Annotated in this window: 25 protein-coding genes and 1 pseudogene; 8 read left to right on the top strand and 18 right to left on the bottom strand. The window is 69.8% G+C overall.

Annotation, left to right across the window (positions count from 1 at the left end):
- Positions 1-100 precede the first annotated feature (100 nt).
- Complete coding sequence (locus Q0588_RS02135; RefSeq protein ID WP_298743315.1) at positions 101-268, bottom strand: hypothetical protein; 168 nt, start codon at positions 266-268, stop codon at positions 101-103.
- 164 nt (positions 269-432) lie between these two features.
- Positions 433-1101, bottom strand: a complete 669-nt coding sequence (locus Q0588_RS02130) for an OmpA family protein (protein ID WP_298743312.1) — start codon at positions 1099-1101, stop codon at positions 433-435.
- 185 nt (positions 1102-1286) lie between these two features.
- Between Q0588_RS02130 and Q0588_RS02125 the strand changes: the two genes are divergently transcribed.
- Complete coding sequence (locus Q0588_RS02125; RefSeq protein WP_298743311.1) at positions 1287-2252, top strand: 2-oxoglutarate and iron-dependent oxygenase domain-containing protein; 966 nt, start codon at positions 1287-1289, stop codon at positions 2250-2252.
- Between the two features lie 19 nt (positions 2253-2271).
- On the opposite strand, the gene Q0588_RS02120 is transcribed toward Q0588_RS02125, so the two are convergent.
- The 9 genes from Q0588_RS02120 to Q0588_RS02080 all read right to left on the bottom strand — a co-directional run bounded on the left by Q0588_RS02120 (position 2272) and on the right by Q0588_RS02080 (position 12145).
- Complete coding sequence (locus tag Q0588_RS02120; protein ID WP_298743310.1) at positions 2272-4149, bottom strand: ubiquitin-activating E1 FCCH domain-containing protein; 1878 nt, start codon at positions 4147-4149, stop codon at positions 2272-2274.
- Positions 4150-4272: 123 nt separating this feature from the next.
- Complete coding sequence (locus tag Q0588_RS02115; RefSeq protein ID WP_298743309.1) at positions 4273-6123, bottom strand: M2 family metallopeptidase; 1851 nt, start codon at positions 6121-6123, stop codon at positions 4273-4275.
- Between the two features lie 89 nt (positions 6124-6212).
- A complete protein-coding gene (mtgA, locus tag Q0588_RS02110) occupies positions 6213-6902 on the bottom strand; it encodes a monofunctional biosynthetic peptidoglycan transglycosylase (RefSeq protein WP_298743308.1) in 690 nt (229 codons plus the stop codon).
- Between the two features lie 374 nt (positions 6903-7276).
- Entirely contained in the window at positions 7277-8239 is a 963-nt protein-coding gene (locus Q0588_RS02105; RefSeq protein WP_298743307.1) for a WD40 repeat domain-containing protein, read from the bottom strand.
- 260 nt (positions 8240-8499) lie between these two features.
- Positions 8500-8898, bottom strand: a complete 399-nt coding sequence (locus tag Q0588_RS02100) for a type II toxin-antitoxin system VapC family toxin (RefSeq protein WP_298743306.1) — start codon at positions 8896-8898, stop codon at positions 8500-8502.
- The gene (locus tag Q0588_RS02095) at positions 8895-9167 is read right to left on the bottom strand and encodes an AbrB/MazE/SpoVT family DNA-binding domain-containing protein (protein WP_298743305.1); all 273 of its coding nucleotides are present in this window, start codon (positions 9165-9167) and stop codon (positions 8895-8897) included. The genes Q0588_RS02100 and Q0588_RS02095 overlap by 4 nt, the downstream gene beginning before the upstream one ends.
- A gap of 31 nt (positions 9168-9198) precedes the next feature.
- Entirely contained in the window at positions 9199-10278 is a 1080-nt protein-coding gene (locus Q0588_RS02090; RefSeq protein ID WP_298743304.1) for a GTP-binding protein, read from the bottom strand.
- Positions 10279-10545: 267 nt separating this feature from the next.
- Positions 10546-11478: a cation diffusion facilitator family transporter gene (locus Q0588_RS02085; protein ID WP_298743303.1), complete on the bottom strand. Its 933-nt coding sequence runs from the start codon at positions 11476-11478 to the stop codon at positions 10546-10548.
- A gap of 10 nt (positions 11479-11488) precedes the next feature.
- Complete coding sequence (locus Q0588_RS02080; protein ID WP_298743302.1) at positions 11489-12145, bottom strand: hypothetical protein; 657 nt, start codon at positions 12143-12145, stop codon at positions 11489-11491.
- A 190-nt stretch (positions 12146-12335) separates the two neighbouring features.
- Here Q0588_RS02080 and rplU point away from each other — a divergent pair, with 190 nt between their 5' ends.
- The 3 genes from rplU (at position 12336) to Q0588_RS02065 (ending at position 13908) form a co-directional block, all read left to right on the top strand.
- Positions 12336-12899, top strand: coding sequence for a 50S ribosomal protein L21 (gene rplU / locus Q0588_RS02075; RefSeq protein WP_298743300.1), 564 nt, complete (start codon positions 12336-12338; stop codon positions 12897-12899).
- A gap of 28 nt (positions 12900-12927) precedes the next feature.
- Entirely contained in the window at positions 12928-13209 is a 282-nt protein-coding gene (gene rpmA / locus Q0588_RS02070; RefSeq protein ID WP_298743299.1) for a 50S ribosomal protein L27, read from the top strand.
- A gap of 165 nt (positions 13210-13374) precedes the next feature.
- Positions 13375-13908 carry a GNAT family N-acetyltransferase gene (locus tag Q0588_RS02065; protein WP_298743298.1) on the top strand — a complete coding sequence of 178 codons (534 nt, stop codon included), beginning with the start codon at positions 13375-13377 and terminating at the stop codon, positions 13906-13908.
- A gap of 32 nt (positions 13909-13940) precedes the next feature.
- Here Q0588_RS02065 and Q0588_RS02060 read toward each other — a convergent pair whose 3' ends face one another.
- The 3 genes from Q0588_RS02060 to Q0588_RS02050 form a co-directional block, all read right to left on the bottom strand.
- A complete protein-coding gene (locus Q0588_RS02060) occupies positions 13941-14138 on the bottom strand; it encodes a hypothetical protein (RefSeq protein ID WP_298743297.1) in 198 nt (65 codons plus the stop codon).
- Between the two features lie 129 nt (positions 14139-14267).
- The gene (locus tag Q0588_RS02055; RefSeq protein WP_298743296.1) at positions 14268-14867 is read right to left on the bottom strand and encodes a BA14K family protein; all 600 of its coding nucleotides are present in this window, start codon (positions 14865-14867) and stop codon (positions 14268-14270) included.
- A 53-nt stretch (positions 14868-14920) separates the two neighbouring features.
- Positions 14921-15454 (bottom strand): hypothetical protein, encoded by a 534-nt coding sequence (locus Q0588_RS02050; RefSeq protein WP_298743294.1) that lies wholly within the window; start codon positions 15452-15454, stop codon positions 14921-14923.
- A 138-nt stretch (positions 15455-15592) separates the two neighbouring features.
- On the opposite strand from Q0588_RS02050, the gene Q0588_RS02045 reads away from it, so the two are divergent.
- From Q0588_RS02045 to Q0588_RS02035, 3 genes are all read left to right on the top strand, one after another.
- The gene (locus Q0588_RS02045) at positions 15593-16795 is read left to right on the top strand and encodes a threonine ammonia-lyase (RefSeq protein WP_298743292.1); all 1203 of its coding nucleotides are present in this window, start codon (positions 15593-15595) and stop codon (positions 16793-16795) included.
- A complete protein-coding gene (locus tag Q0588_RS02040) occupies positions 16776-17324 on the top strand; it encodes an FKBP-type peptidyl-prolyl cis-trans isomerase (RefSeq protein WP_298743290.1) in 549 nt (182 codons plus the stop codon). Before Q0588_RS02045 ends, Q0588_RS02040 begins: the two co-directional genes overlap by 20 nt.
- 163 nt (positions 17325-17487) lie before the next feature.
- Positions 17488-18240, top strand: a complete 753-nt coding sequence (locus tag Q0588_RS02035; protein ID WP_298743288.1) for a hypothetical protein — start codon at positions 17488-17490, stop codon at positions 18238-18240.
- Positions 18241-18694: 454 nt separating this feature from the next.
- Here Q0588_RS02035 and Q0588_RS02030 read toward each other — a convergent pair whose 3' ends face one another.
- From Q0588_RS02030 to Q0588_RS02020, 3 genes are read right to left on the bottom strand one after another with little or no spacing between them, the layout of a single operon-like run.
- Positions 18695-19360 (bottom strand): dihydrofolate reductase family protein, encoded by a 666-nt coding sequence (locus Q0588_RS02030; RefSeq protein ID WP_298743286.1) that lies wholly within the window; start codon positions 19358-19360, stop codon positions 18695-18697.
- On the bottom strand, positions 19357-19842 hold the full coding sequence (locus tag Q0588_RS02025; protein ID WP_298743284.1) for an SRPBCC domain-containing protein: 486 nt from the start codon (positions 19840-19842) through the stop codon (positions 19357-19359). Before Q0588_RS02025 ends, Q0588_RS02030 begins: the two co-directional genes overlap by 4 nt.
- The gene (locus Q0588_RS02020; RefSeq protein WP_298743282.1) at positions 19839-20186 is read right to left on the bottom strand and encodes a metalloregulator ArsR/SmtB family transcription factor; all 348 of its coding nucleotides are present in this window, start codon (positions 20184-20186) and stop codon (positions 19839-19841) included. Before Q0588_RS02020 ends, Q0588_RS02025 begins: the two co-directional genes overlap by 4 nt.
- Before the next feature lie 106 nt (positions 20187-20292).
- Between Q0588_RS02020 and Q0588_RS02015 the strand changes: the two genes are divergently transcribed.
- Positions 20293-20676 carry a hypothetical protein gene (locus Q0588_RS02015; protein WP_298743281.1) on the top strand — a complete coding sequence of 128 codons (384 nt, stop codon included), beginning with the start codon at positions 20293-20295 and terminating at the stop codon, positions 20674-20676.
- Positions 20677-20746: 70 nt separating this feature from the next.
- Here Q0588_RS02015 and Q0588_RS02010 read toward each other — a convergent pair.
- Positions 20747-20950, bottom strand: a pseudogene (locus tag Q0588_RS02010) (hypothetical protein); the annotation flags it as partial.

Genomic DNA, 20950 nt, shown 5'->3' with positions numbered 1-20950 from the left:
GATCGCGTCCAAACCCGGATCTTCGCTCCAGCCTTAGACTGGAGCCTGATTCACGGCATCGGCGGAATCGCGAAGCGGTTCCTCCTCAACCGATCAGGCTCTAGCGGATTGCGGCGGCGGCCAGGGACGGCCGCGCCTGCGCCTGGCCCTCCGACTGCGGCAGCAGGGCCCGGCCCGCGCCGATGACCAGCATCGCCGTCACCACCGCCGAAACGGCGGCGATGGCGCCGAGCCGGACGCCGTCGGCGAATTCGTGGTCCAGCCGCATACGCTCCCCCCGAGTCGAAACACCGTTGGTTATCCAGCACCTGCGGCCCGCCGCCGCAAGTCACGGAACGGTGTCCGGCGACAAAAAGGCGGAGCCGGAGCTCCGCCCTTGCCGGCCGCCGCTGCCGGGCGGGCCGCCGTCGCTCGCCGGGCGACGGAAAACCGTCAGCCGCGGAACGGACGGATCAGGATCTCGACCCGGCGGTTCAGCGCCTTGCCCTCGGCCGTGGCGTTCGAGGCCACCGGCTGGCTTTCGCCCCGGCCATCGACATAGAGCCGGTCGGCCAGCACGTTGCGGCTGACCAGATGCTGGGCCACCGACGAAGCCCGCTGACGCGAAAGGTTCAGGTTGTAGTCCTCGGCCCCGTCGGAATCGGCGTGACCGATGATGTCGACGGTCGACTGGTCGTAGCGGTTCAGGACCGCCGCCACGTCGTCCAGGGTGGCGTAGAAGGCCGGATTGATCGAGGCCTGGTTCGACGCGAAGGTGACGTCCGACGGCATACGCAGGACCAGGTTGTCCCCCTGGCGGGCGACGCCGACGCCGCTGCCCGAGAGCTGGGCCTCGAGTTCGCGCTGCTGGCGGTCCATATAGGCCCCGACCGCGGCCCCGCCGAGGGCGCCGATGCCGGCCCCGATCAGGGCGTTCTTGCGGCCTTCTTCGGAGTTCGAGGTGTTGGTCAGATAGCCCAGTACGGCGCCGCCGATGGCCCCGGCGATCGCGCCGGTGCCGGTGTTGTTGCGGCGCGGGGCCGAGCTGTAGGGATCGGTCGTGGTGCAGGCGCCCAGCAGGGCGACGATGCTGATGCCGGTGAGGAGAGGTTTGGCGTGCATGGGGAATGGTCCTTCCAATTCCTGGTCGAGGGGCGGAACGCGGCCTTACGGTCAAGGTTCCGGAATGTATGGCGGCTGAACGACCGCCGCGCGGCGTGTTCATCCGCCGACGCCGACGCCCTCGCTTTGCCAAGATCGGCTCGCAGGGCGTATGGAAACGCCCGAAACCCGAACTGAGGTCCGCCATGGCCGACAGCCTGACTCCCGCCGCCGCCGGCCGCTCGATCGAGCCCGTCTCGATGACCCTGTACGAGGCCGATTTCCAGGCCTTCGCGGACCAGCTCGGGGTTTCGTTCAAGCGCTACGGGTTCGCGGTGATCGCGGATCACGGGCTGGACAGGACGGTGATCGAGGCGGCTCTGGACGACGCCCGGGCCTTCTTCGCCCTGCCCGAGGCGGTCAAGCGCAAATACCACCAGCCCGGCACGGGCGGCGCGCGCGGGCTGACGCCGTTCGGCGTCGAGGCGGCCAAGGGGGCGGCCACCGTCGACCTGAAGGAGTTCTGGCACGTCGGACGCGAGCTGCCGCAGGGCCATCCCTACCGCAAATACATGCGCGACAACGTCTGGCCGACCGAGATCGCCGGCTTCCGCGAGCATCTGTACGGCATGTTCACGGCCATGGACGATCTGGGCCGGAAGATCCTGCGCGCCATCGCCCGCTCGCTGGAGCTGGGCGACGACTTCTTCGAGGACAAGGTCCAGCTGGGCAACAGCATCCTGCGCATGCTGCACTATCCGCCGGTGCCGGCCGACGCGCCGGGCGTCCGCGCCGGGGCCCACGAGGACATCAACGTCATCACCCTGCTGCTGGGGGCCGAGGAGGCGGGGCTGCAGCTGAAGGACGCCGACGGCGAATGGCTGGACATAGCGCCGCCGCCGGACGCCCTGGTCGTCAACATCGGCGACATGCTGCAGCGGCTGACCAACCATGTGCTGCCGTCGACGACCCACCGCGTGGTCAATCCGGCCCCGGAGCGGCGCGGCTTCGCCCGCTACTCGACGCCCTTCTTCCTGCATTTCAATCCGGACTTCGTCATCGAGAGCCTGCCGTCGACGGTGACCCCGGAGAATCCGGACCGCTACGCCGGCCGGGCGATCATGGCCGAGGACTTCCTGACCGAGCGGCTGCGGGAGATCCGGCTCATCTGAGCGGGGCCCGCCGGCGGCGCTATTTGGAAATCCGCAGCTGGGTGATGTCGCGGCCGATGGCGGCGAAGGCTTCGGACAGGTCGCCGCCGTCGGCCGGCAGGTAGAAGTTGGCGGGGGTGGAGGCGCAGGCCTGCAGCATGTTGGCGGCGTCGCCGCCGGCGGTGATCTGGAAGCCGACGGTGTAGACGAGAACGCCCCGGTCCTTCATCGCCGCGCACATCGCCCGGCCCTGGTCGAACGGATTGCCGTTGTCAGCGACGCAGTCGATCTTCTCGCTGTTGTTGCCCGAGCCCGCCCCCGCGTCGCGCGAGATCACCCCCGAGCAATAGGGCGTGTTGAACTCGCCGTCGGTCATGATCACGACCGCCTTCAGGGTCTGCGCGGTGTTGTAGGCGGCGGCGGCGTTGGAAGGCCACAGGGCGTTGAAATTGGGCGAGACCATGTACCAGCCCCAGCCGATGCCGATCTGGCCCGCGGTCGAGCCCTGGACCGAATAGCTGTCGATGGCGCTCTTCAGCGCCGCCCCGTCGTTCGACAGCGGCTGGATGGTCGCGGCCAGGCAGGGATTGGACGAGCCGGGATAGTTGCGGCCCACCGGGGCGCTCGACGGCGAGACGTCCGTGTAGGCGTCGGCGCCGGTGCGTTCGGTGACGCAGGTGCTGATCGGGTGGGCCCGCAGGTCGCCGTACATGTTGTCGAAGGCGAACCAGGAGCAGCCCTGCTGGGCGCACCAGGCCTGCCCCCCCGACACATAGGCGGTCAGGGCCGCAAGGTTCGGGTCGATGGTGAAGGTGTTGGGCGTGACGTTTCCGACCAGATAGGTCTTGTTGTTGATCTGCGTCATGCCGTTCACCCCGGTGATGTGAACGTACTGGTTGTTGGCCATGCCGTGGCCGTTGGAGGTGATGGTCACCGAGCAGTCGTTGTCCTGGCAGCGCCGCACCTTGGCGTTGCCGGAATACGATCCCCAGTAGCGGCCGTCCACGGGAGACCCGGTGAGGGTGTAGAGCTGGAAAGTGTTGGCGGTCGGGCTGGTCACCCGGTAGGCCTTGTTGTTCAGCTGGGTCATGCCGGAGGCTTCGGTGATCCAGACGATGTCGCCATTGCTGAAGCCGTGGCCGGCCGAGGTGACGACGACCGGACGCGCGTTGGTGGCGCTGGTGATCAGCATCTCCGCGCCGGTCAGGTTGATCACCGCTCCGCTGATGCTGGTCGCGCCGATCGGCGCGCCGCGCACCGAATTGGCCAGCGAGCCGACGTTGACCCCCATCGAATAGGGCACCAGCGCCAGTTTGGAATAGTAGGGCGTCTGGACGGGCTGGACGATGATGTCGACCAGTTCCTTGGCGGCGGCCTTCAGGTCGAGGATGCGCTGGCCGGACATCGAGCCGGTGACGTCGAGCACCAGCGCGACCTCGATGTTGCGGGACGACCGGTCGACCTCGGAATGGCCGCCGACCGGCAGGTAGTCGTCCATCATCTGGCCGTAGGGCGGCAGGAAGATGTTGGCCACCAGGGTCTTCACCTGCACCCGGGCGTCGGCGATGACCACATCGTCGCTGCTCAGGCTGAACCGGGTCAGGTCCTCCTCGAGGGTGACGTTCGGATAGGCCTGAAGATTGGCCTTCAGGGCCGCCAGGCCGACGCGCTGGAGATCGGCCTCGGCCGTATAGGGCGACCGGGCCGCGGCCAGGGCCGCCGCGTCGAGGGCGTCCTGGAGATTGACCCGGACGGTCGAGATCCGGTGGATGTCGACCCCCCCGAAGGTCATCAGGATCAGCACCGGCAGGCTGAGCCCGAACAGCATGGCGACATTGCCGCGCACGTCGCCGGCCAGACGCCGCGCGAGGCCGCGGACGCCCCGGGCCCGATCATCTATCCAGGTCTTGAGCCCCATGCGCCGTTCCCAGCCGTCCGCGCCGCGGACGCAGCCCGTCCACGGCCATCCGGCCCACTGTGGCCCCATCCGGTTAAGAGAAGCGCCAACAGCGAAAGTTAACGCCGCCGCCGGTCCCGGCGGTCAGGTCTCCCAGCCGCAGGCCTGGCCGCGGTTCTGTTCGGTCAGCCAGGCGTCCAGCGGCGCGAAATAGGCGGCGATGGCCGAGGCGTCGTTCTCGCGCTGGCCGGTGAAGGCCTGCATCGCCTCGGGCCACGGCCGCGACTGGCCCATCTCCATCATGGCGTTGAAGCGCTCGCCGACCTCCCTGTTCCCGTAGATCGAACAGCGATGCAGCGGTCCGGTCCAGCCGGCCTGCTCGCAGGCGGCGCGGTGGAACTGGAACTGATAGATGTGGGCCAGGAAGTAGCGGGTGTACGGGGTGTTGCCCGGGATGTGGTATTTGGCGCCCGGATCGAAGGCGTTCCCGGGACGCGGTCCCGGCGGCGTCAGCCCCTGGTAGCGCCGCATGTTGGCGGTCCAGGCGTCATTGTATTCGGCCGGGGTGGTCTCGCCGCTGAACACGTCCCAGCGCCAGCGGTCGACCATCAGGCCGAAGGGCAGGAAGGCGATCTTGTCGAGCGCCATCTTGAGCAGGAAGGGGATGTCCTCCTCGGCGCCCGGAACGGTGTCGAGCAGGCCGATCTGGTTCAGATAGGTCGGGGTGCTCGCCGACAGGCCGACGAAGTCGCCGATCGCCTCGTGGAAGCCGTCGTTCGCCCCGTTCTTGAACAGGAAGGGCTGATCCTTGTAGGCGCGCTGGTAGTAGTTGTGCCCGAGTTCGTGGTGGACGGTGTAGAAGTCCTCCGCATTGACCTGGGTGCACATCTTGATGCGGATGTCGTCGCGGTTGTCGAGGTCCCAGGCCGAGGCGTGGCAGACCACCTCGCGGTCCTGGGGACGGGTGATCATCGACCGCTCCCAGAAGGTCTGCGGCAGGGGATCGAGCCCCAGCGAGACGTAGAAATTCTCGCCGGTCCTGACCATCTTCCCGGCGTCGTAGTCGGCGGCCTCGAGCAATCTGGTCAGGTCATAGCTGGACTCGCCGCCCGAAGTCGGGGCCACCACGTCATAGATGTTGCCCCATTGCTGCGACCACATATTGCCCAGCAGGTCGGCGCGGATCGGGCCGGTCCCGGGCTGGACCTCGTCGCCGTATTTCGCGTTCAGCCGGTTGCGTACATAGCAGTGCAGGTTCTCATAGAACGGCCTCACCTGTTCCCACAGGCGGTCGGTCTCGGCCGCGAAGGCGTCGGGCTCCATGTCGTAGCCGGCGCGCCACATCGCCCCGGTGTCGGCGAAGCCGAGTTCGCGCGCCCCCTCGTTGGCGATCTCGACCATGCGGGCGTAGTCGCCGGCCATGACCGGAGAAATGGTGCGCCAGCCCTCGTAGAGCGCCTCAAGCTCGGCCGGGTCGCGCGACTCGGCCATCAGGATGGTGGCCTCGTCGAGGGTGATCTGGCGGCCCTTGAACTCGAATTTGCCGGTGGCGTAGGTCGAATCGAGGCGGGTGGTGATGTCGGCCAGTTCGGAGGCCGCGCCGGGGCGGTTCGGGGCCGGCAGGACGATGCCGAGGCGCAGCAGGTTCAGCTTGCGGCGGATGTCGGCCGGGACCTCGACCTCGTTGAACGCCGCCGCGCCATTGGCCAGCTCGACCTGCAGCTCGGTGTATTCGGCGTTGATCCGGCTCTCCAGCCACATGGTGTCGTGGGTGATGTTGGTGGCCCGGACCCACTGGATGCGGGCGGCCTCCTCGCTGAGGGCGGCGAGCCGGGTCTCGGCGTCGGCGACGAAGGCGGTGGCGGCCTCGGGCGTGGCCGGGGTCGCGGCGGCGCCGGCGACGGGGGCGTCCGTGGCCGCGTCAGCGTAGCTGGCGCAGCCGGCGGCGAGGCCGAGGGCGCAGGCCGCGGCGGCCGTCATCAGGGTGCGTTTCATGGTGGTCTCCCGGCGTTTCGCTCAGGCGGTTGCTCCGCCCTTTCGGCGCACAGGGGAGGCGAGCGGAGCCGTGGCGTCAAGTGCCGCGGCTATCCGAGCACGCAGCCGGCCAGGCCGTCCTCGCGCACCGTTCGCATGGCCGCCTGCACCCGCGAGGCGTGGCGGCGGACCCAGGGCCCGGGCGAGGCGGCGTCGTAGCGCCGGGGCGACGGCAGGATGGCCGCCAGCCGCGCCGCCTCCCGCGCGCTCAACCGGGAGGCCGGCTTGCCGAACCAGTGCCGGGCCGCGGCCTCGGCGCCGTAGACGCCCGGCGCCCATTCGGCGACGTTGAGATAGACCTCCATCACCCGGCGCTTGCCCCACAGCGTCTCGATCAGGACGGTGTAGCCGGCCTCCAGCCCCTTGCGGATCCAGTCGCGGCCGGGCCAGAGGAAGACGTTCTTGGCGGTCTGCTGGCTGATCGTCGAACCGCCCCGGATGCGCCCGCCCCTCTCGTTGGCCCTCAGCGCCTTTCCGATGGCCTTCATGTCGAAGCCGCGGTGGGCGCAGTAGCCGGAGTCCTCGGAGGCGATCACGGCCTCCACCAGACGCGGCGAGATGTCGTTCAGGGAGCGCCAGCGGTAGGACAGGCCCTCGCCTTCCAGATAGCGGGTGACCATCAGGAAGGTCAGCGGAGGCGGAACCAGACGGGGGACGGCGATCGAGGTCAGGACGAGGCCCACGAGGACCAGGACGACCGTCAGGACCGGTCGGCGTTTCTTGATCGGGGGCTTCGCCATGGCGAGAGGGTGGAGCGGAAGCGCGGCCGGGGGCAAGGGGTCGGCGGCCCGGAAAAAAACGGGGTGGCGGAGTCGGCAGAGTCGGCGCCGGCGAAATTCGGTGTGTCAGGGTCGGCAGAGTCGGCATCGGGTCCGGATCGTTCAACGCCCTGGCGGTTTCGCCGCTTTCGGCGGCGCGACTCCCGCGGCGGAGCGGGGATGTTCGGTTGTCAAAGACCGGTGTCCGGCGAGGGACGTCGCGACCAGTATGGGGCCGTCCCGCTATCCGGCGGGAAGATCGCATCGAGAAAAGACCAAGCCTCTGGAAGCGCGGGAAGTTTGCCGCACAATCCGACTATAATTCCGCGGATCGCCAGCACAGCGTCACGCGTCGATCAGGCGTCGGCGACCCCCGCCCGCCCGTCCTCGTCGGCCCAGGCGATGCGGCTCGCGTCCGCGCTCATGGCCAGGGCGGTGATCGGCGCCCCCTTCTCCGCCTTGAGGAAGTTCAGGCCCTGCCCGGCCGGATCGGCGACCCAGACGCGGCCGTCGTTGAGGCCGGCGGCCACCAGGGGGTGTTTCGGCCGCGACGCCACCAGGGCGACGAGGCTGCCCTCGTCGAAGCCGATCTCGGTGGCCTCACGGCCCATCGGCCCGTTCGAGCCGATGAAGGGCCACAGCACCGCCCCCTGCGCGCCGGAGGTGGCCAGCAGCTGGCCGTTGGCGAGGAAGCTCATCGAGCGGACCTTGGACGGATAGCCGCCCATGCGCAGGTTCTTCTGATCCTTGACGCGCCAGCCGTGCAGCTGGTTGTCCTGCATGGCGGTGACCACGAAGGCGCCGTCGGGCGACCAGGTCACGCCGATGTGTGATCCGGCCCATTTGAGGAAGGTCGGCTTCTGGTCGGCGATGCGGGCGAACCACAGGGCCGCGCCGCCGTAGGTCGAGGCGGCGACGCGCCGGCCCTTCGGCTCGAAGGCGACGCCGGAAACGGTGCGTTCATGGACGAAGTCGCGGCGGAAGCCGGCCTCCCTGGCGTCGATCACCGACAGGGTCTTGCCGGCCGAGAAGGCGATCAGACCGCTTTCGGCCGAGGCGTCGATGGCGTCGATCCACTGGCCTTTGGCGGTGGCCAGAACCCCGGCCTCGCCGCGGCGGCGCCAGATCACCCGGCCGTCGTCGCCGCCGGTGACCACGCCGTCGCCCGAGGGGTGGACGGCGGCGCACAGGACGGCGCCGTCGTGGGCGGCGCTGAACTCTCCGCCCTCGAAGCGAACCGAGCCGTCGCCGAGCGCGAAGATCGCGCCCGTCGCGTCGAACAGGGCGGCGGTCACCTGGGCGTCATAGGTCGTCTGCATGGGGTGGGTTTAGGGCCTGGGCGCGGAGCGTCAACTTCGCCCGGCGGCCTGGCGCTCCAGCCGGCGACGAACCTGGCGGCTGACCGGGGCGTCGGACGGCGGCGGAGAAATTTTCGGGCGTGGCGACGGCAGACCTCCTCGGCGGTGAAGCCGTCGAGATAGTCGGCCTTGGCCTCGGCCCAGGTTTCGTCGGTTCGGATGCGACAGGCGTCGGTCATGCCGACAGCCTGGCGGACGCCTGCGTCAGGATCGGTCGTGGGTCAGCGAGGCAGGCGGGCGTTCTCGCCGAGAGCGACCAGATGTTTGACGGCCTTCTCGTCGAACGAGACGAACACTTCGGCGCGCCTCGACCGACCCTGGCGGGCGATCACGCCGTCGGCGAAGTCGCCGCCGAGATCCAGCATGGCCAGCCCGGCCTCGACCTCGGGCCGGTCATATTCGACGGAGGGCACCGCCAACAGGGCTCGAAGGCTCTCGGCGATGGCGGCGCGGGAGAAGCGGTAGGTCCGTTCCATGACCCAGGCCGCTTCGCAAAAGGTGACAAGGGGCAGAATCACCGCCTCGGCCCGCTCGAGCTCCCGGGCGGCAAGAGCCGTCTGGCCCGGGTCGTCCCGAACCATCAGGCGCAGAATGACGTTGGTGTCGGCCGCGAGCCTCAACGCTTCGCAAGGCCTTCCATGCCGGCGGCGGCGCCCGCCTCGGCGATGGCGTCGTCGATCGCGTCGATCGTAAGCGACACGCCCGTCGGCGGGACCATTCTGCCCGCGAGGTCGGCGAAGGTCCGGGTCCGCCGGGCAGGCGGAATCACCAGGCCGCCATCGGGCCGGACATCGACATGCAGCTTGTCACCCGGACGCACGCCGAGTCCGTCAAGAAGCGCCTTCCTGATGGTGATCTGGCCCTTGGAGGTGACGGTCAGTTCGGGCATGCAAGAAATGTAAGGCAATCTTGCCTTACATTCAAGCCGCGCAGGCCTCGAACCCGGCCCTGAGAGCGGCCTCGTCGAGATCGCGGCCGATGAAGACCGCGCGCGACCAGCGCCGTTCGATCGTTCCCCACGGCTTCTGCAGGTCGCCCTCGAGGATCATGTGCACGGCCTGGAAGACCAGCCGCCGGTCCTCGCCGGCCACGTCGATGATGCCCTTGGCGCGCAGGATGTTCTGGCCCTGCTCGCCCAGCAGACGGTCCAGCCAGGCGGTGAATTTCGTCCCGTCCATCGGCCGGTCCAGCGACAGGGAGACGCCCCTGATGTCGTCCTCGTGGGCATGGCCGCGCGCGCCGTGGTGATGGTCGTGATCGTGGTGGTCATGGTCATGATCGTGGTGGTCGTGGCCGCAGTGTTCGTCGTGGACGTGGCCGGCCTCGCCGTGGGCCGGATTGGCGAACTCCGGATTGATGTCGAGGATGCGCCCAAGGTCGAAGCCGCCGAGACCCAGCACCTGGTCGAGCGGCACGTCGGCGCGTTCGGCCCGGGTGATCGGGGCCAGCGGGTTGAGCCGGCGCAGGCGGGCCTCGACCTCGGCCAGCTCGTCCTCCGTGGCCAGATCGACCTTGTTGAGGATGATGCGGTCGGCGAAGGCCACCTGCTCGCGCGCCTCCCTGGAGTCGTCCAGCCGGGCCATGATGTGTTTGGCGTCGACCAGGGCGGTGACGCTGTCCAGCCGGGTCTTCGCCTTGACGTCCTCGTCGACGAAGAAGGTCTGGGCCACGGGGCCGGGGTCGGCCAGGCCGGTGGTCTCGACGATGATGGCGTCGAAGGCGGGGGCCCCCGGGCGCTGGCGCTTCATCAGGCCCGAGACGACGCGGATCAGGTCGCCGCGCACGGTGCAGCAGACGCAGCCGTTGTTCATTTCGAACACGTCCTCGTCGGCGCCGACGACCAGGTCGTTGTCGATGCCGATCTCGCCGAATTCGTTGACGATGACGGCGTAGCGCCTGCCGTGGTCGCCGGTGAGGATGCGGTTCAGCAGGGTGGTCTTGCCGGCGCCGAGATAGCCGGTGAGGACGGTGACGGGGATCTTGTCTGACATGGCGCTCATCTAGGGGCGGTCGGCGCATGGCGCCAGTGAGATCGCCCCATGCGCCGACAGGCGCTGTCGATCGCTCGGGGCGGTTGGTTCATCACGAAGGACACGAAGGAGGCACGAAGAACACGAAGGGGCCAGGAGCGTCTCAGGCAGGGAGCCAAAGGCTCTGGAAAGGATCGACGCGTGCCGCGTCATGGCCGCCGAACGATCTCTTTGTGTCCTTCGTGCCTCCTTCGTGCCCTTTGTGAAGAACCTTCCGACCGAAGGCGCGGCGCATGCTCAGCAGGCCGGGCAGTCCGGTAGGGGCGCCGCTTCCAGCTGCAGGGTCGAATGGCCGATGCCGAAGCGGCCGCGGATCAGGGCGTGCGCCTCTTCCAGCAGGGCGACGGAGTCCGGGCGGTCGTGGCACAGGTGGGCGGTCAGGGCGGTCTCGGTGGTCGACAGGCCCCAGACGTGCAGGTCGTGCACGCCGGCGACCCCCGGCAGGGCCGCGAGGGCGGCCCGGATGGCGTCCACGTCGACGCCCCGCGGGGCGGCGTCGAGGGCGAGATTGACCGAGTCCTTGAGCAGTCCCCAGGTCCCCCAGAAGATGACGGCGACGATGGCCAGGCTGACCAGGGGGTCGATGACCGACCGGCCGGTGAACAGGATCGCCGCCCCGGCGATCACCACGCCTATGGACACGGCGGCGTCGGCCATCATGTGCAGCCAGGCGCCCCTTGCGTTGAGATCGGTGTGGCGATCACGCATGAACAGCAGGGCCGTGCCGAGGTTGATGACGAAGCCGACCGCGGCGACGCCCATGATCAGTTCCGACATCACCGGGGCCGGCTCGGCCAGGCGGCGGATCGCCTCGAAGGCGATGGCGCCGCAGGCGAAGATCAGCAGCAGGGCGTTGGCGAGGGCGGCCAGAACGGTCGCCTTGCGGTAGCCGTAGGTCTTGCGGGGCGCGGCGGCGCGGCGCGCCAGCCAGGCGGCCCCGCCCGCCATGGCCAGGCCCAGCACGTCCGACAGATTGTGCCCGGCGTCGGCCATCAGCGCCGTCGAGCCGCTGAACACGCCGGCCCCGAATTCGATGCCGACGAAGGCCAGGTTGACGGTCAGGCCGACGGCGTAGCGCCAGTCGCCGGTGTCGACCGGGCCATGCGCGTGACCGTGGCCGTCGGGGCCATGGTCGTGACGATGGGGAACGGGGCCGTGATCGTGCGCCATCCGCAGAGCCTTAGGACCGATACAGGGCGACGAGAAGTCCGATCGCGATCAGCGCCAGGCCGAGCACCGCGCCCTCGTACCGGGCCCAGCGCTCCAGCCGCAGCACCGACCAGCCGGCCCGCGCCAGTCCGGTGAACAGGGCCATGCCCAGCACCGTCCCCGCCGCGAACACGAGCGTCAGGACCGCCAGCGCCCCGACCCCGCTCTCGGCCTGGTTCAGGTAGAAGGGCAGCAGCACCTCGCCGGGCGACAGGGCCATGGTCGCCACCAGGGCCCAGAAGGCGGCGGCATGGGACACCGCCGGCTCCGGGGTCTCCAGCGGCGGGCCGTCGGCCAGCTGCGGCCGGCGGATCACCGAGCGGACCAGATAGAAGGCGCCGAAGGCGAACAGCAGCGCCGCCGACAGGTGCGGCAGCAAGCCGGCGGCCCAGTGGTCGAGGGCCAGGCCGGCCGCCACGATCATCCCGCCGACGACGGCGGTGGCCGCCACATGGGCCAGACCCGCGGCCAGCACGGCGGCCATGAGGCGGTCCAGCGGCCAGCGCTGGGCCCGGCCGACGAGCACGAACGGCAGCCAGTGGGTCGGCAGCGCCGCGTGCAGGAAGGCGGTCGCGAAGCCGGCGCCCAGCAGGGACAGCAGCAACGTCTGGTCTGGGTCCGGCGTCATCCCCGCCCTGTAGCGTGTTACTTTATAACGGTCGAGCGCAAATCCCGGCGACCGCGACCGCCGGCCCGAAACGCCCTGAAGGCCGGGTTTCGCGTTGACTCCGGAGGGCCGTTCCGTATATGTCGCCGCTCTTCGCCCGAGGGGGATCCCCGTCGGGCTTATTCTTTTTGCGTTTCGCTGAGGCCTCAACATGTACGCGGTGATCAAGACCGGCGGCAAGCAGTACCGGGTTCAACCGGGCGACGTCATCGTGGTCGAGAAGCTCGACGGCGAGGCCGGCTCCGACGTGTCGTTCGGCGACGTGCTGATGCTGGGCGGCGACAAGGGCGTGACCCTCGGCGCCCCGACGATCGCCGGGGCCACCGTGGCGGCCACGCTGGTCGAGACCCGCAAGGGCGAGAAGATCAAGATCTTCAAGAAGATCCGTCGTCAGGGCTATCGCCGCACCACCGGCCATCGCCAGATGGAGTCGGTCCTGCGCATCACCGGCATCGAAGGCGCCGGCGAGACGGCCAAATGGGACGGCGAGGTCTCGCTGATGACCAGGGCCGAGATGAACGCCCGCGCCCGCGGCCTGGCCCCGCGCGTCGAAGAGACCGAAACCAGGCCGGCGAGGAAGGCCGCGGCTCCGAAGGCCGCCAAGGCCGAAGCCGCTCCGGCGACCGAGGCCGCCGCTGAAAAGCCCGCCGCCAGGAAGGCTCCGGCCAAGAAGGCCGCGCCCAAGGCGAAGCCTGCTTCCACCGACGAAGCGTAAGAACAGTCAGAGACAAGGGAGCAGACCTATGGCTCACAAGAAATCCGGTGGTTCGTCGCGCAACGGTCGCGACTCCGAGTCGAAGCGCCTCGGCGTGAAGAAGTTCGGCGGCGAGCGCGTGCTGGCCGGCAACATCCTCGTGCGTCAGCGCGGCACCACCTTCCATCCGGGCGAGAACGTCGGCCTCGGCCGCGACCACACCCTGTTCGCCACCGCCACCGGCTCGGTCAAATTCACCACCAAGCGTGGCGGGCGTTGTTATGTGTCGATTCTTCCGGCCAACGACGCCCAGGCGATGGCCGCCGAGTAGCGCGAAACGGACCATCCTCCGGATCGCGCAAGGCTCAAGAGCCGCGATCCGGACCAGGGGAAGTATTTCCGCGGGGAGTCTGGATCACCAGGCTCCCCGTTTTCGTTTCCCCGCCTCGAAGCCGTCCGAGCCCTCCAAGGAGGCGGCGCGAACACCGAGGCCGACATGTGCGTCATCGAACCCTCCCCTGTCGTCGAGACGCGGCGCCTGTCGCTGCGCGCGCCGGCCCCGCAGGACGTCGGCCGGCTGGCCACGCTCGCCAACGACGCCGATGTGGCCCGCATGACGCTGCGCATGCCGCATCCGTACTCGGCCGTCGATGCGGAGGCCTTCGTGCAGGGCGTGGCCGGTCAGGACCCGGCCCGGGCGGCGACCTTCCTGATCGAACACGAGGACCACGGGGCCGTCGGCGTGATCGGCCTGTTCGAGGACGCCGACCCGGCCCCCGAGGTCGGCTACTGGATCGGCCGGCCGTTCTGGGGCCGGGGCTACGCCACCGAGGCGCTCGAAGGGGCGCTGGCCTGGGCCGCGCGGCGCTGGCGCAGGCGCGCGCTGGTGGCCGGGCATTTCACCGACAATCCCGCCTCCGGGCGGGTGCTGGAGAAGGCCGGCTTTCTCTACACCGGGGAGGTCCGCAAGGGCTTCAGCCACGCCCGGCGGACCGACGCGGCGACCCGGCGGATGGTCTGGCTGGCCTGACGGCGGGCCCGGCCGGCCAAACCGATCAGGCTCTAGCCGAACAGCGTCGGGCCGAACACCGCGGCCATGGCCACCGCCCCGACCGCGACCGCCGCCACCGCCCCGGCCACGAAGGCCGCCCAGGTGCGGGCCGCGCGCTTGCGCCGGAGGCCCCCGGTCCTGACCGATCTCAGCATGACGCCGGGTCTGGGCCCGAATACCTCCGAGCCGGAAATGTTGTGCTGGGACATGAACGCGCTCCCTGATCCACCGCCCCTTGCGGGTCAGGGGAAGCCAAGCGGTGCGGACAAGGCGAAACGATGGCGAACATCGCTCGCCCACTGTTCCGTGATCGGTCGAACTGCGTCAGGCCGCGCCGTTCAGCCGCAGAACACCGGACGGCCGTTCCAGGCGCGGTAGTAGCCGCTGCCCGGGTCGTAGGAGCGGTAGGTCGCCCGGCACCAGGCGACGCGGCCCGGATCGCGGCCGCCGGCATGGCCGCCGTGGCCGTGGCCGCCGCCGCCCCCGGGATAGACGAGGTCGGGCCGCCCGTAGGCCCCGTGGTAAGCCGTCCCGGCCGGCTGACCGTAGCCGTGGCCGCGCCGCCGGGTCGAATACCGGCTGCCGTGTCCGTAGCCGTGGCCGTAGGCGTAGGCCCGGCCGTAACGCCCGTCGTTGCGACCATGGCCGGCCAGGGCGCGGTAGTCGCGCCGGGCCTGCGGGCTGACCCGGTGGCGCTGGTCGCGCCAGCGGGCGTGGCAGTCGGTGCGGCTGGCGTCCCAGAAGGCGTCGCAGCGGTAGTCGCCGGGCCGGTCGAGCTGGCTGCGCCAGTCGAAGGCCGAGGGCGCCCGGTCCGGGCCGCGACGGTCATGGCCGTACCCGCTGTTGTGGCCCCACGACTGGGCCGCCGCGGGGGCGGCGAGGAGCAGGCCGGCGACGGCGAGGGCGAGGGCGGACCGTATCGACGGGGGGCGACGCATGGTTAATCCTCCAGGGCGGCCCGCGACGCGGCCGGGACGACGACTGACGAAGGCTACAGGGTGACGGAGAGCCGCCCGCCGCGGGTGTCGACATGGCGCATCAGGACGACGCGGTCGTCGCCGCCCGCGCTGACCGGGGCGATGATGAACCAGCCGCCGTCGGGCAGGCCGGAAAAGGTGAACCGCCCCCCCGTGCAGGTCGTCGACCGGACGTAGGAGCGGTAGTCGGCGCTGGGGTCGGCGAGGGTGCGGGTGCGGACGATGGCTTCGGGCGTGGCCGCCCGGTCGGTGGAGCCGTACAGGGTGCGGATCCGGGCCCGGGTGTAGGGGGTGTCGGGGGTCAGGCCGACCGAGCCCGTGCAGCTGTAGGCGCGGCCGTCGCGCCGATAGTCGATCCGGCCCTCGATCGAGCCGCCGCCCGAGCGGGTCGACCAGGCGAAATCCTCGGCCCGGAACACCGCCGGAGCCGGCGCCGGGCCGAACGGCCCCGCCATCGGAACGGTCTCGCAGGCCGCCAGGGCGCCGCCCAGGGCGAGGGCGGCGATCAGCGGCCGGATGGGCTTGCGAGGGGTCGTCTGGGCAGCCATGGGCGCTCTCCGTCACGGGTGCGGATCGAACATCCGGATGAGACGCTGAACGCCGCGGAAAGGTCAAGGTTGCGAGGCTCCGGACGGTGGTCCAAAACCTCGCGGCGGCCCGGCCTCGGACCGGGTACAGGGGAGCCCATGACAGTCACGTTTGACGACATTCTGGCGGCGCGGGACCGCATCGCCGGCCAGGTCGACCGCACCCCCGCGCGCCACTCGCGCAAGCTGTCGCGGCTGACGGGGGCCGAGGTCTGGGTCAAGTTCGACAACCTGCATTTCACCGGCAGCTTCAAGGAGCGCGGCGCGCTGAACCGGCTGCTGCAGCTGACCCCGGACGAGCGTCGGCGCGGCGTGGTGGCGGCCTCGGCCGGCAACCACGCCCAGGCGCTGGCCTATCACGGCGGCCGCCTGGGCATACCGGTGACCATCGTCATGCCCGAGGGCACCCCCTTCGTGAAGGCCGACGGCACGCGCGCGCACGGCGCCGCCGTGGTCATCAAGGGGCTGGACTTCTCCGGTTCGACCGAGGAGGCCCGCCGCCTGCGCGACGAGGAGGGCTTCGTCTTCGTCTCCGCCTTCGACGACGCCGGCATCGTGGCCGGCCAGGGGGTGTGCGGCCTCGAATTCATGGAGGACGTCCCCGAGCTCGAGGCCCTGGTCGTGCCGATCGGCGGCGGCGGGCTGATCGCCGGCACGGCCATCGCCGCCCGGGGCCTGAAGCCGTCGATCCGGATCTTCGGGGTCGAGGCGGCCATGTACCCGTCCTTCCTCGCCCGGCGCCGGGGCGAGACGCCCCGGTGCGGGGGACAGACCATCGCCGAGGGCATCGCCATCAAGGCGGTCGGCGACCTGCCCTTCGCCCTGGCCGATCCGCTGGTCGAGGAGGTGCTGATCGTCGACGAGGCCGATTTCGAAAAGGGCGTCGCCTTCCTCGCCACGCTGGAGAAAACCGTGGCGGAGGGCGCCGGCGCCGGCGGGCTGGCCGCGCTGCTGGCCTATCCCGACAGGTTCCGCGGGCTCAGGGTCGGCATCGAACTGACCGGCGGCAACATCGACGCGCGCATGCTGGCCGTGGTGCTGAACCGCGAACTGGTGCGCGAGAAGCGGCTGATCGTCTACCGTATTCTCGGCGACGACCGGCCCGGCATGCTGTCGAAGATGAGCGCCGTCATCGGCGGCCTCGGCGGCAACATCATCGACGTGGTGCACAACCGCCTGGCGCTGGACGTCCCGGCCAAGGGCGCGGAGTTCGACATCATGGTCGAGACGCGCGGCGAGGCGCATGCGATCGAGATCAGACACCAACTGGAAGAGGCGGGATATGCGCTACGGATGGGCTAGAACGGCGGCGGCGCTGGCGCTGGCGGCGACGCTGGGGGCCTGCGGCCGGGAACCGCCGCCCGGGGTCGACCCCGAGGCGGCCGCCAACCTGCGGGCCGCCGGCTTCTTCATGAAGTCCAACGCCGGGGCCGACGGCGTCGAGATCCTGCCGTCGGGAGTGCAGTACAAGGTGCTGCAGGCCGGCCCGCCCGGCGGCGAACGCCCCGACGGCAACGATCTGGTTCGCGTCGACTACGAGGGGTCGCTGACCGACGGGACGGTGTTCGACAGTTCGTTCGAGCGCGGCCAGCCCGCGGTGTTCACGGTCGAGGAGGGCATTTCCGGATCGGTGATCCCGGGGATGCGCGACGCCCTGCAGCACATGACCGTCGGCGACGAATGGCTGGTCTATATCCCGCCGGCGATCGGCTATGGCGATACGCGCGCCGGCGAGATCCCGCCCAACAGCGTGCTGATCTTCCGGCTCAAGCTGCTCGAGGTCGCGCCGGTGCCGGGCGGCACGACCGCGCTGGAGACCGCCAACGGCTGACCGCGACGGGTGTGTCGGCATTCGGCGATGGGCGCCGCAACCTGCCGGGCAGGAGACATCTTGAACAGCCGCCATGGGTGATGAGCGGACGTGGGGCTGTTTGACTATCCGTGGGCAGTTGGAGATGCTCCCGAAGCCCCGAATGGGTTGGGCGGGGGAGTTCATGGCGTTTCAGCCCTTCGGCTATCCGTTCGACATAAGCTCCCCCCTGTCACCTGCTGACCTGAGGAAATCGATCCGCTCCCGGAGCAGGGATTGGTTCGACATGAAGGACGGCGCGAGAGGCTGGGTGGTCGGTCCCGTGGTCTGCCTGTGGTTCAGCGCATTTGATCGACACGGCCCAATGTTGCTCGGCTGGATTTCCCGGAACACCTGGGGGACGCGGATCGCCGGGCGGGCAGGGTCAGACCTGAATGGCCTGTTGCTGCTGGCGGCTCTAACGCCGTTCACGGTCTTCTGCCTGTTCATGCTGGCCTCAAGCGGCGGCAGTCGCTCACTTGAGAGGGCTGTGTTCGCCGGAGGGATTTACGCTCTCATCTGCGGGATTGTTCTGTGGGCAAAGCACGCGTTCCGCCGTGAAGCGGAACCCCTGGTCAGATTTCTCGGAGACGCCGCCACGAAAACGAGCCCGTCCCGCCAAGCGCCGCCAACCGCAGAAGCCAGTTTCTCAGGATGGGTCCTGACGGTGAGCGGTGAAGATCATACGGGCGATGTGACACCGGACACCATTCGCGAGGCCCTGCTTGGGATCGGCCCGGACGGGTTCGCCGTGCTGGCATCGGCGCCTGAAATCTACCTCCAGACCGCATGGCAGGATGGGGGCTTCATCATTGAAAAGCGCGATGGAGACGAAGCCGTCATTTCCGCGCAGCGAGGTCGGGACGACCGGTCGAGTTCAAGGACCGGTCACGTCTGACATTCACCTTCGAAGAGGTTCTGGCGGTGTTCATCGCCTATGCCTCCGGGACGCCAACGCCAGCGTCGGTCGCGTGGGAAGCCATGCGATAACGAATGTCCGCCATGGGTCGGAAGCCGGCGCCGGCTTGCCGTCCGCAAGCGGTCCCGCCGCGCCAGTGAACCAGCCGGCCGGCCTGCCGATCTTGTGAGCACGGTCCCTGGTCGACAGGCGGCGGGGCCGGCATCGGGTCGCCGAAGGGGGCGGCGTCCTCCAGCGCCGTCGGAACGACGGCCGGTCCATGAGCCGCATCGATCAGCACCGGCATCCTGGCGAAGGGCGACAGCGCCCGGAAGACGGCCATGACCGGACTCGTCCGCGTAGTCGACCCGCTTCGGCTCGAACGGCCGTCCCAGTTCGTAGAGGGCGACCAAGGTCTTCTGCCCGTAGGCCGAATAGGGATGGCGCCACGGGATCAGGGACATGGCCAGTCCTTCCTCCGACCGATCCGCAAATGGGTGGCCCGCTCGCCCGCCGTGCTCTCGATCACCTCATAGCCGAGCGCCGGCAGATCCAGCCCGGCCCAGAACGGCTCGCCCCGACCGAGCAGGACGGGCGAGATCGCCACATGCATCTCGTCGATCAGCCCGGCCTTCAGGTACCGGCGGATGGTCTCCGCCCCGCCGCCGATGCGGATGTCCCGGTCGCCGGCCGCGTCGCGAGCCCGCTCCAGCGCCGCCTCGATGCCGCCGGTCTCGAAATGGAAGACCGTGCCGCCCTTCATCTCGAGGGAGGGGCGCGGGTGGTGGGTCAGGACGAATGTCGGCACGTGATAGGGCGGCTCCTCGCCCCACCAGCCCTTCCAGTCCTCGTCGGGCCAGTCGCCCCGGATCGGGCCGAACATGTTGCGCCCCAGAATCCAGGCGCCGACGTTCTCCATGCCGCGCTCGGCGAAGGCCGCGTCGGTCCCCTCCGTGCCCTGACCATTCCCGAACAGCGTCTGGAAGGTCTTCGTCGGATAGAACCAGTGATGCAGCAGCTCGCCGCCGACGCCGAGGGGATTCGACAGGCTCTGGTCGGGGCCGGCGCCGAACCCGTCGACGGAGACGGCATAGGAAGAAACCCGGACCCTGCCCGTCATTCGTGGCTCTCCAGTTCGCGGGCGAGGTTTTCGAGCATCTCGGCGCAACCCTCTTCGCGCAACGGAATGTGCGCGCCGCCGTCCTCTCCGAAATAGGCGCCCTGCTCGGTATAGATCAGCCGCGTGCCGGCGCCGTCGGCGACCAGTTCGATGGTCGCCAGCGACGCCGAGTCGCGGCGCTTTTCGTTCACGAGTTCGCGGCCCATGACGTAGCTGAGGATGATCCGGCGGTTCTCGACGATGTCCAGAAACACGGTCTCGTTGAACCCGACGTCGTTCTCCTGACCCCCGAAGCGATAGCGACCGCCGCCGTTACCGCCGACGCGGAAGTCGTGGCGCCATTCGTAGATCGTCGCGCCCGGCGCTTCGACGAACCATCGGCGGAAGGCGAGGGGGTCGGCATAGGCCTGGAACACGCGTTCCGGTGAGGCGTCGTAGCGACGCTCGATCGTGAACATGCCATGGGCGAGTTGCGCGGTCATTCTCGGGGTTCCGTTGCGGGTTTGGTCGCGTCGAGGAAGGCGCCGAGCCGGTCGAGGCTGCGCTCGACGGAGCGGCGGCGTTCGTTGATCCAGCGTTCGGCGGCGCTGAGCGCCTGCGGCTCGACCCGGCAGGTGCGGACACGGCCGACCTTCTCGGTGGCCACCAGTCCGGAGGCTTCGAGAATCTTCAGGTGCTGGACCACCGCCGACATCGACATCGGCAGCGGCGCGGCCAGCTCGCTGACCGTGGCGGGCCCCGCGGACAGGCGCTCGACCATGCGCCGACGGGTCGGATCGGACAGGGCCTGGAAGGCCAGATCGAGCGGCTGTTGATACTGAAGCATTCACTTAAGTATCATGTTGCGCTCCCGGCCCGCAAGCCCCCGTCCCCGCAACTTGTCGTTAATCGGCGCGGCGCACCCTTCGTCCGACCACCTCCGGAGCGGCGCGATGTCGACCATCCAGACCTCCACCTACCGTCGCCAGCGGGACCATTTCGAGCCCCAGGACGCCGATCCGCAGGATCAGCGGCGCCTGCGCGGCCTGCTGGAGCAGATCGACTATTCGGCCTTTGTGGCCAACCGCGAGGTGATCGCCGCCGCCCTGCCCGGACTGGACGCCCAGGTGTTCCAGCGCCTCGCCGTGCAGACCGCCACGGCCCGGGCCAAATGGGTCGGCGAGGCCCTGCGCCAGAGCGAATCCGGCGCGCCCTCGACCCCCGACCAGATCGCCCGGCTGACCTCGACCCGCACCGCCTACGAGGAGCTGGCCGAGGCCTATGAGGGCCTGCGCCGCATGGTCGAGCGCGGCTATCTGACGCTCAGGTCCGCCTAGGGCGAAATCGGTTTGGACGCGATCGCGTCCAAACCCGGATCTTCGCTCCAGCCTTAGACTGGAGCCTGATTCACGGCGCCGGCTCGAGGGGCTGCGGCCGGGTCGCGATCGGCGCGTCCGGATCGGCCGGCGGACGCTCGGCGGCGGTCGGCGGCGGTCCCGGCGGCGCGGGCGGAACGACCTCGATGCGCGGTTCGGCCGGCGCGGGCGCGGCCCCGGACGGGGCCGTCGGAGCGGCGGGCTCCGGGGCCGGCGGCGGCGGGGCGGCGGCGGG

The sequence above is a fragment of the uncultured Brevundimonas sp. genome, from assembly GCF_937870815.1.
GTDB lineage: Bacteria > Pseudomonadota > Alphaproteobacteria > Caulobacterales > Caulobacteraceae > Brevundimonas.
Note: the sequence above shows the minus strand (reverse complement) of the source record. Positions and strands in the feature narration are given on the sequence as shown.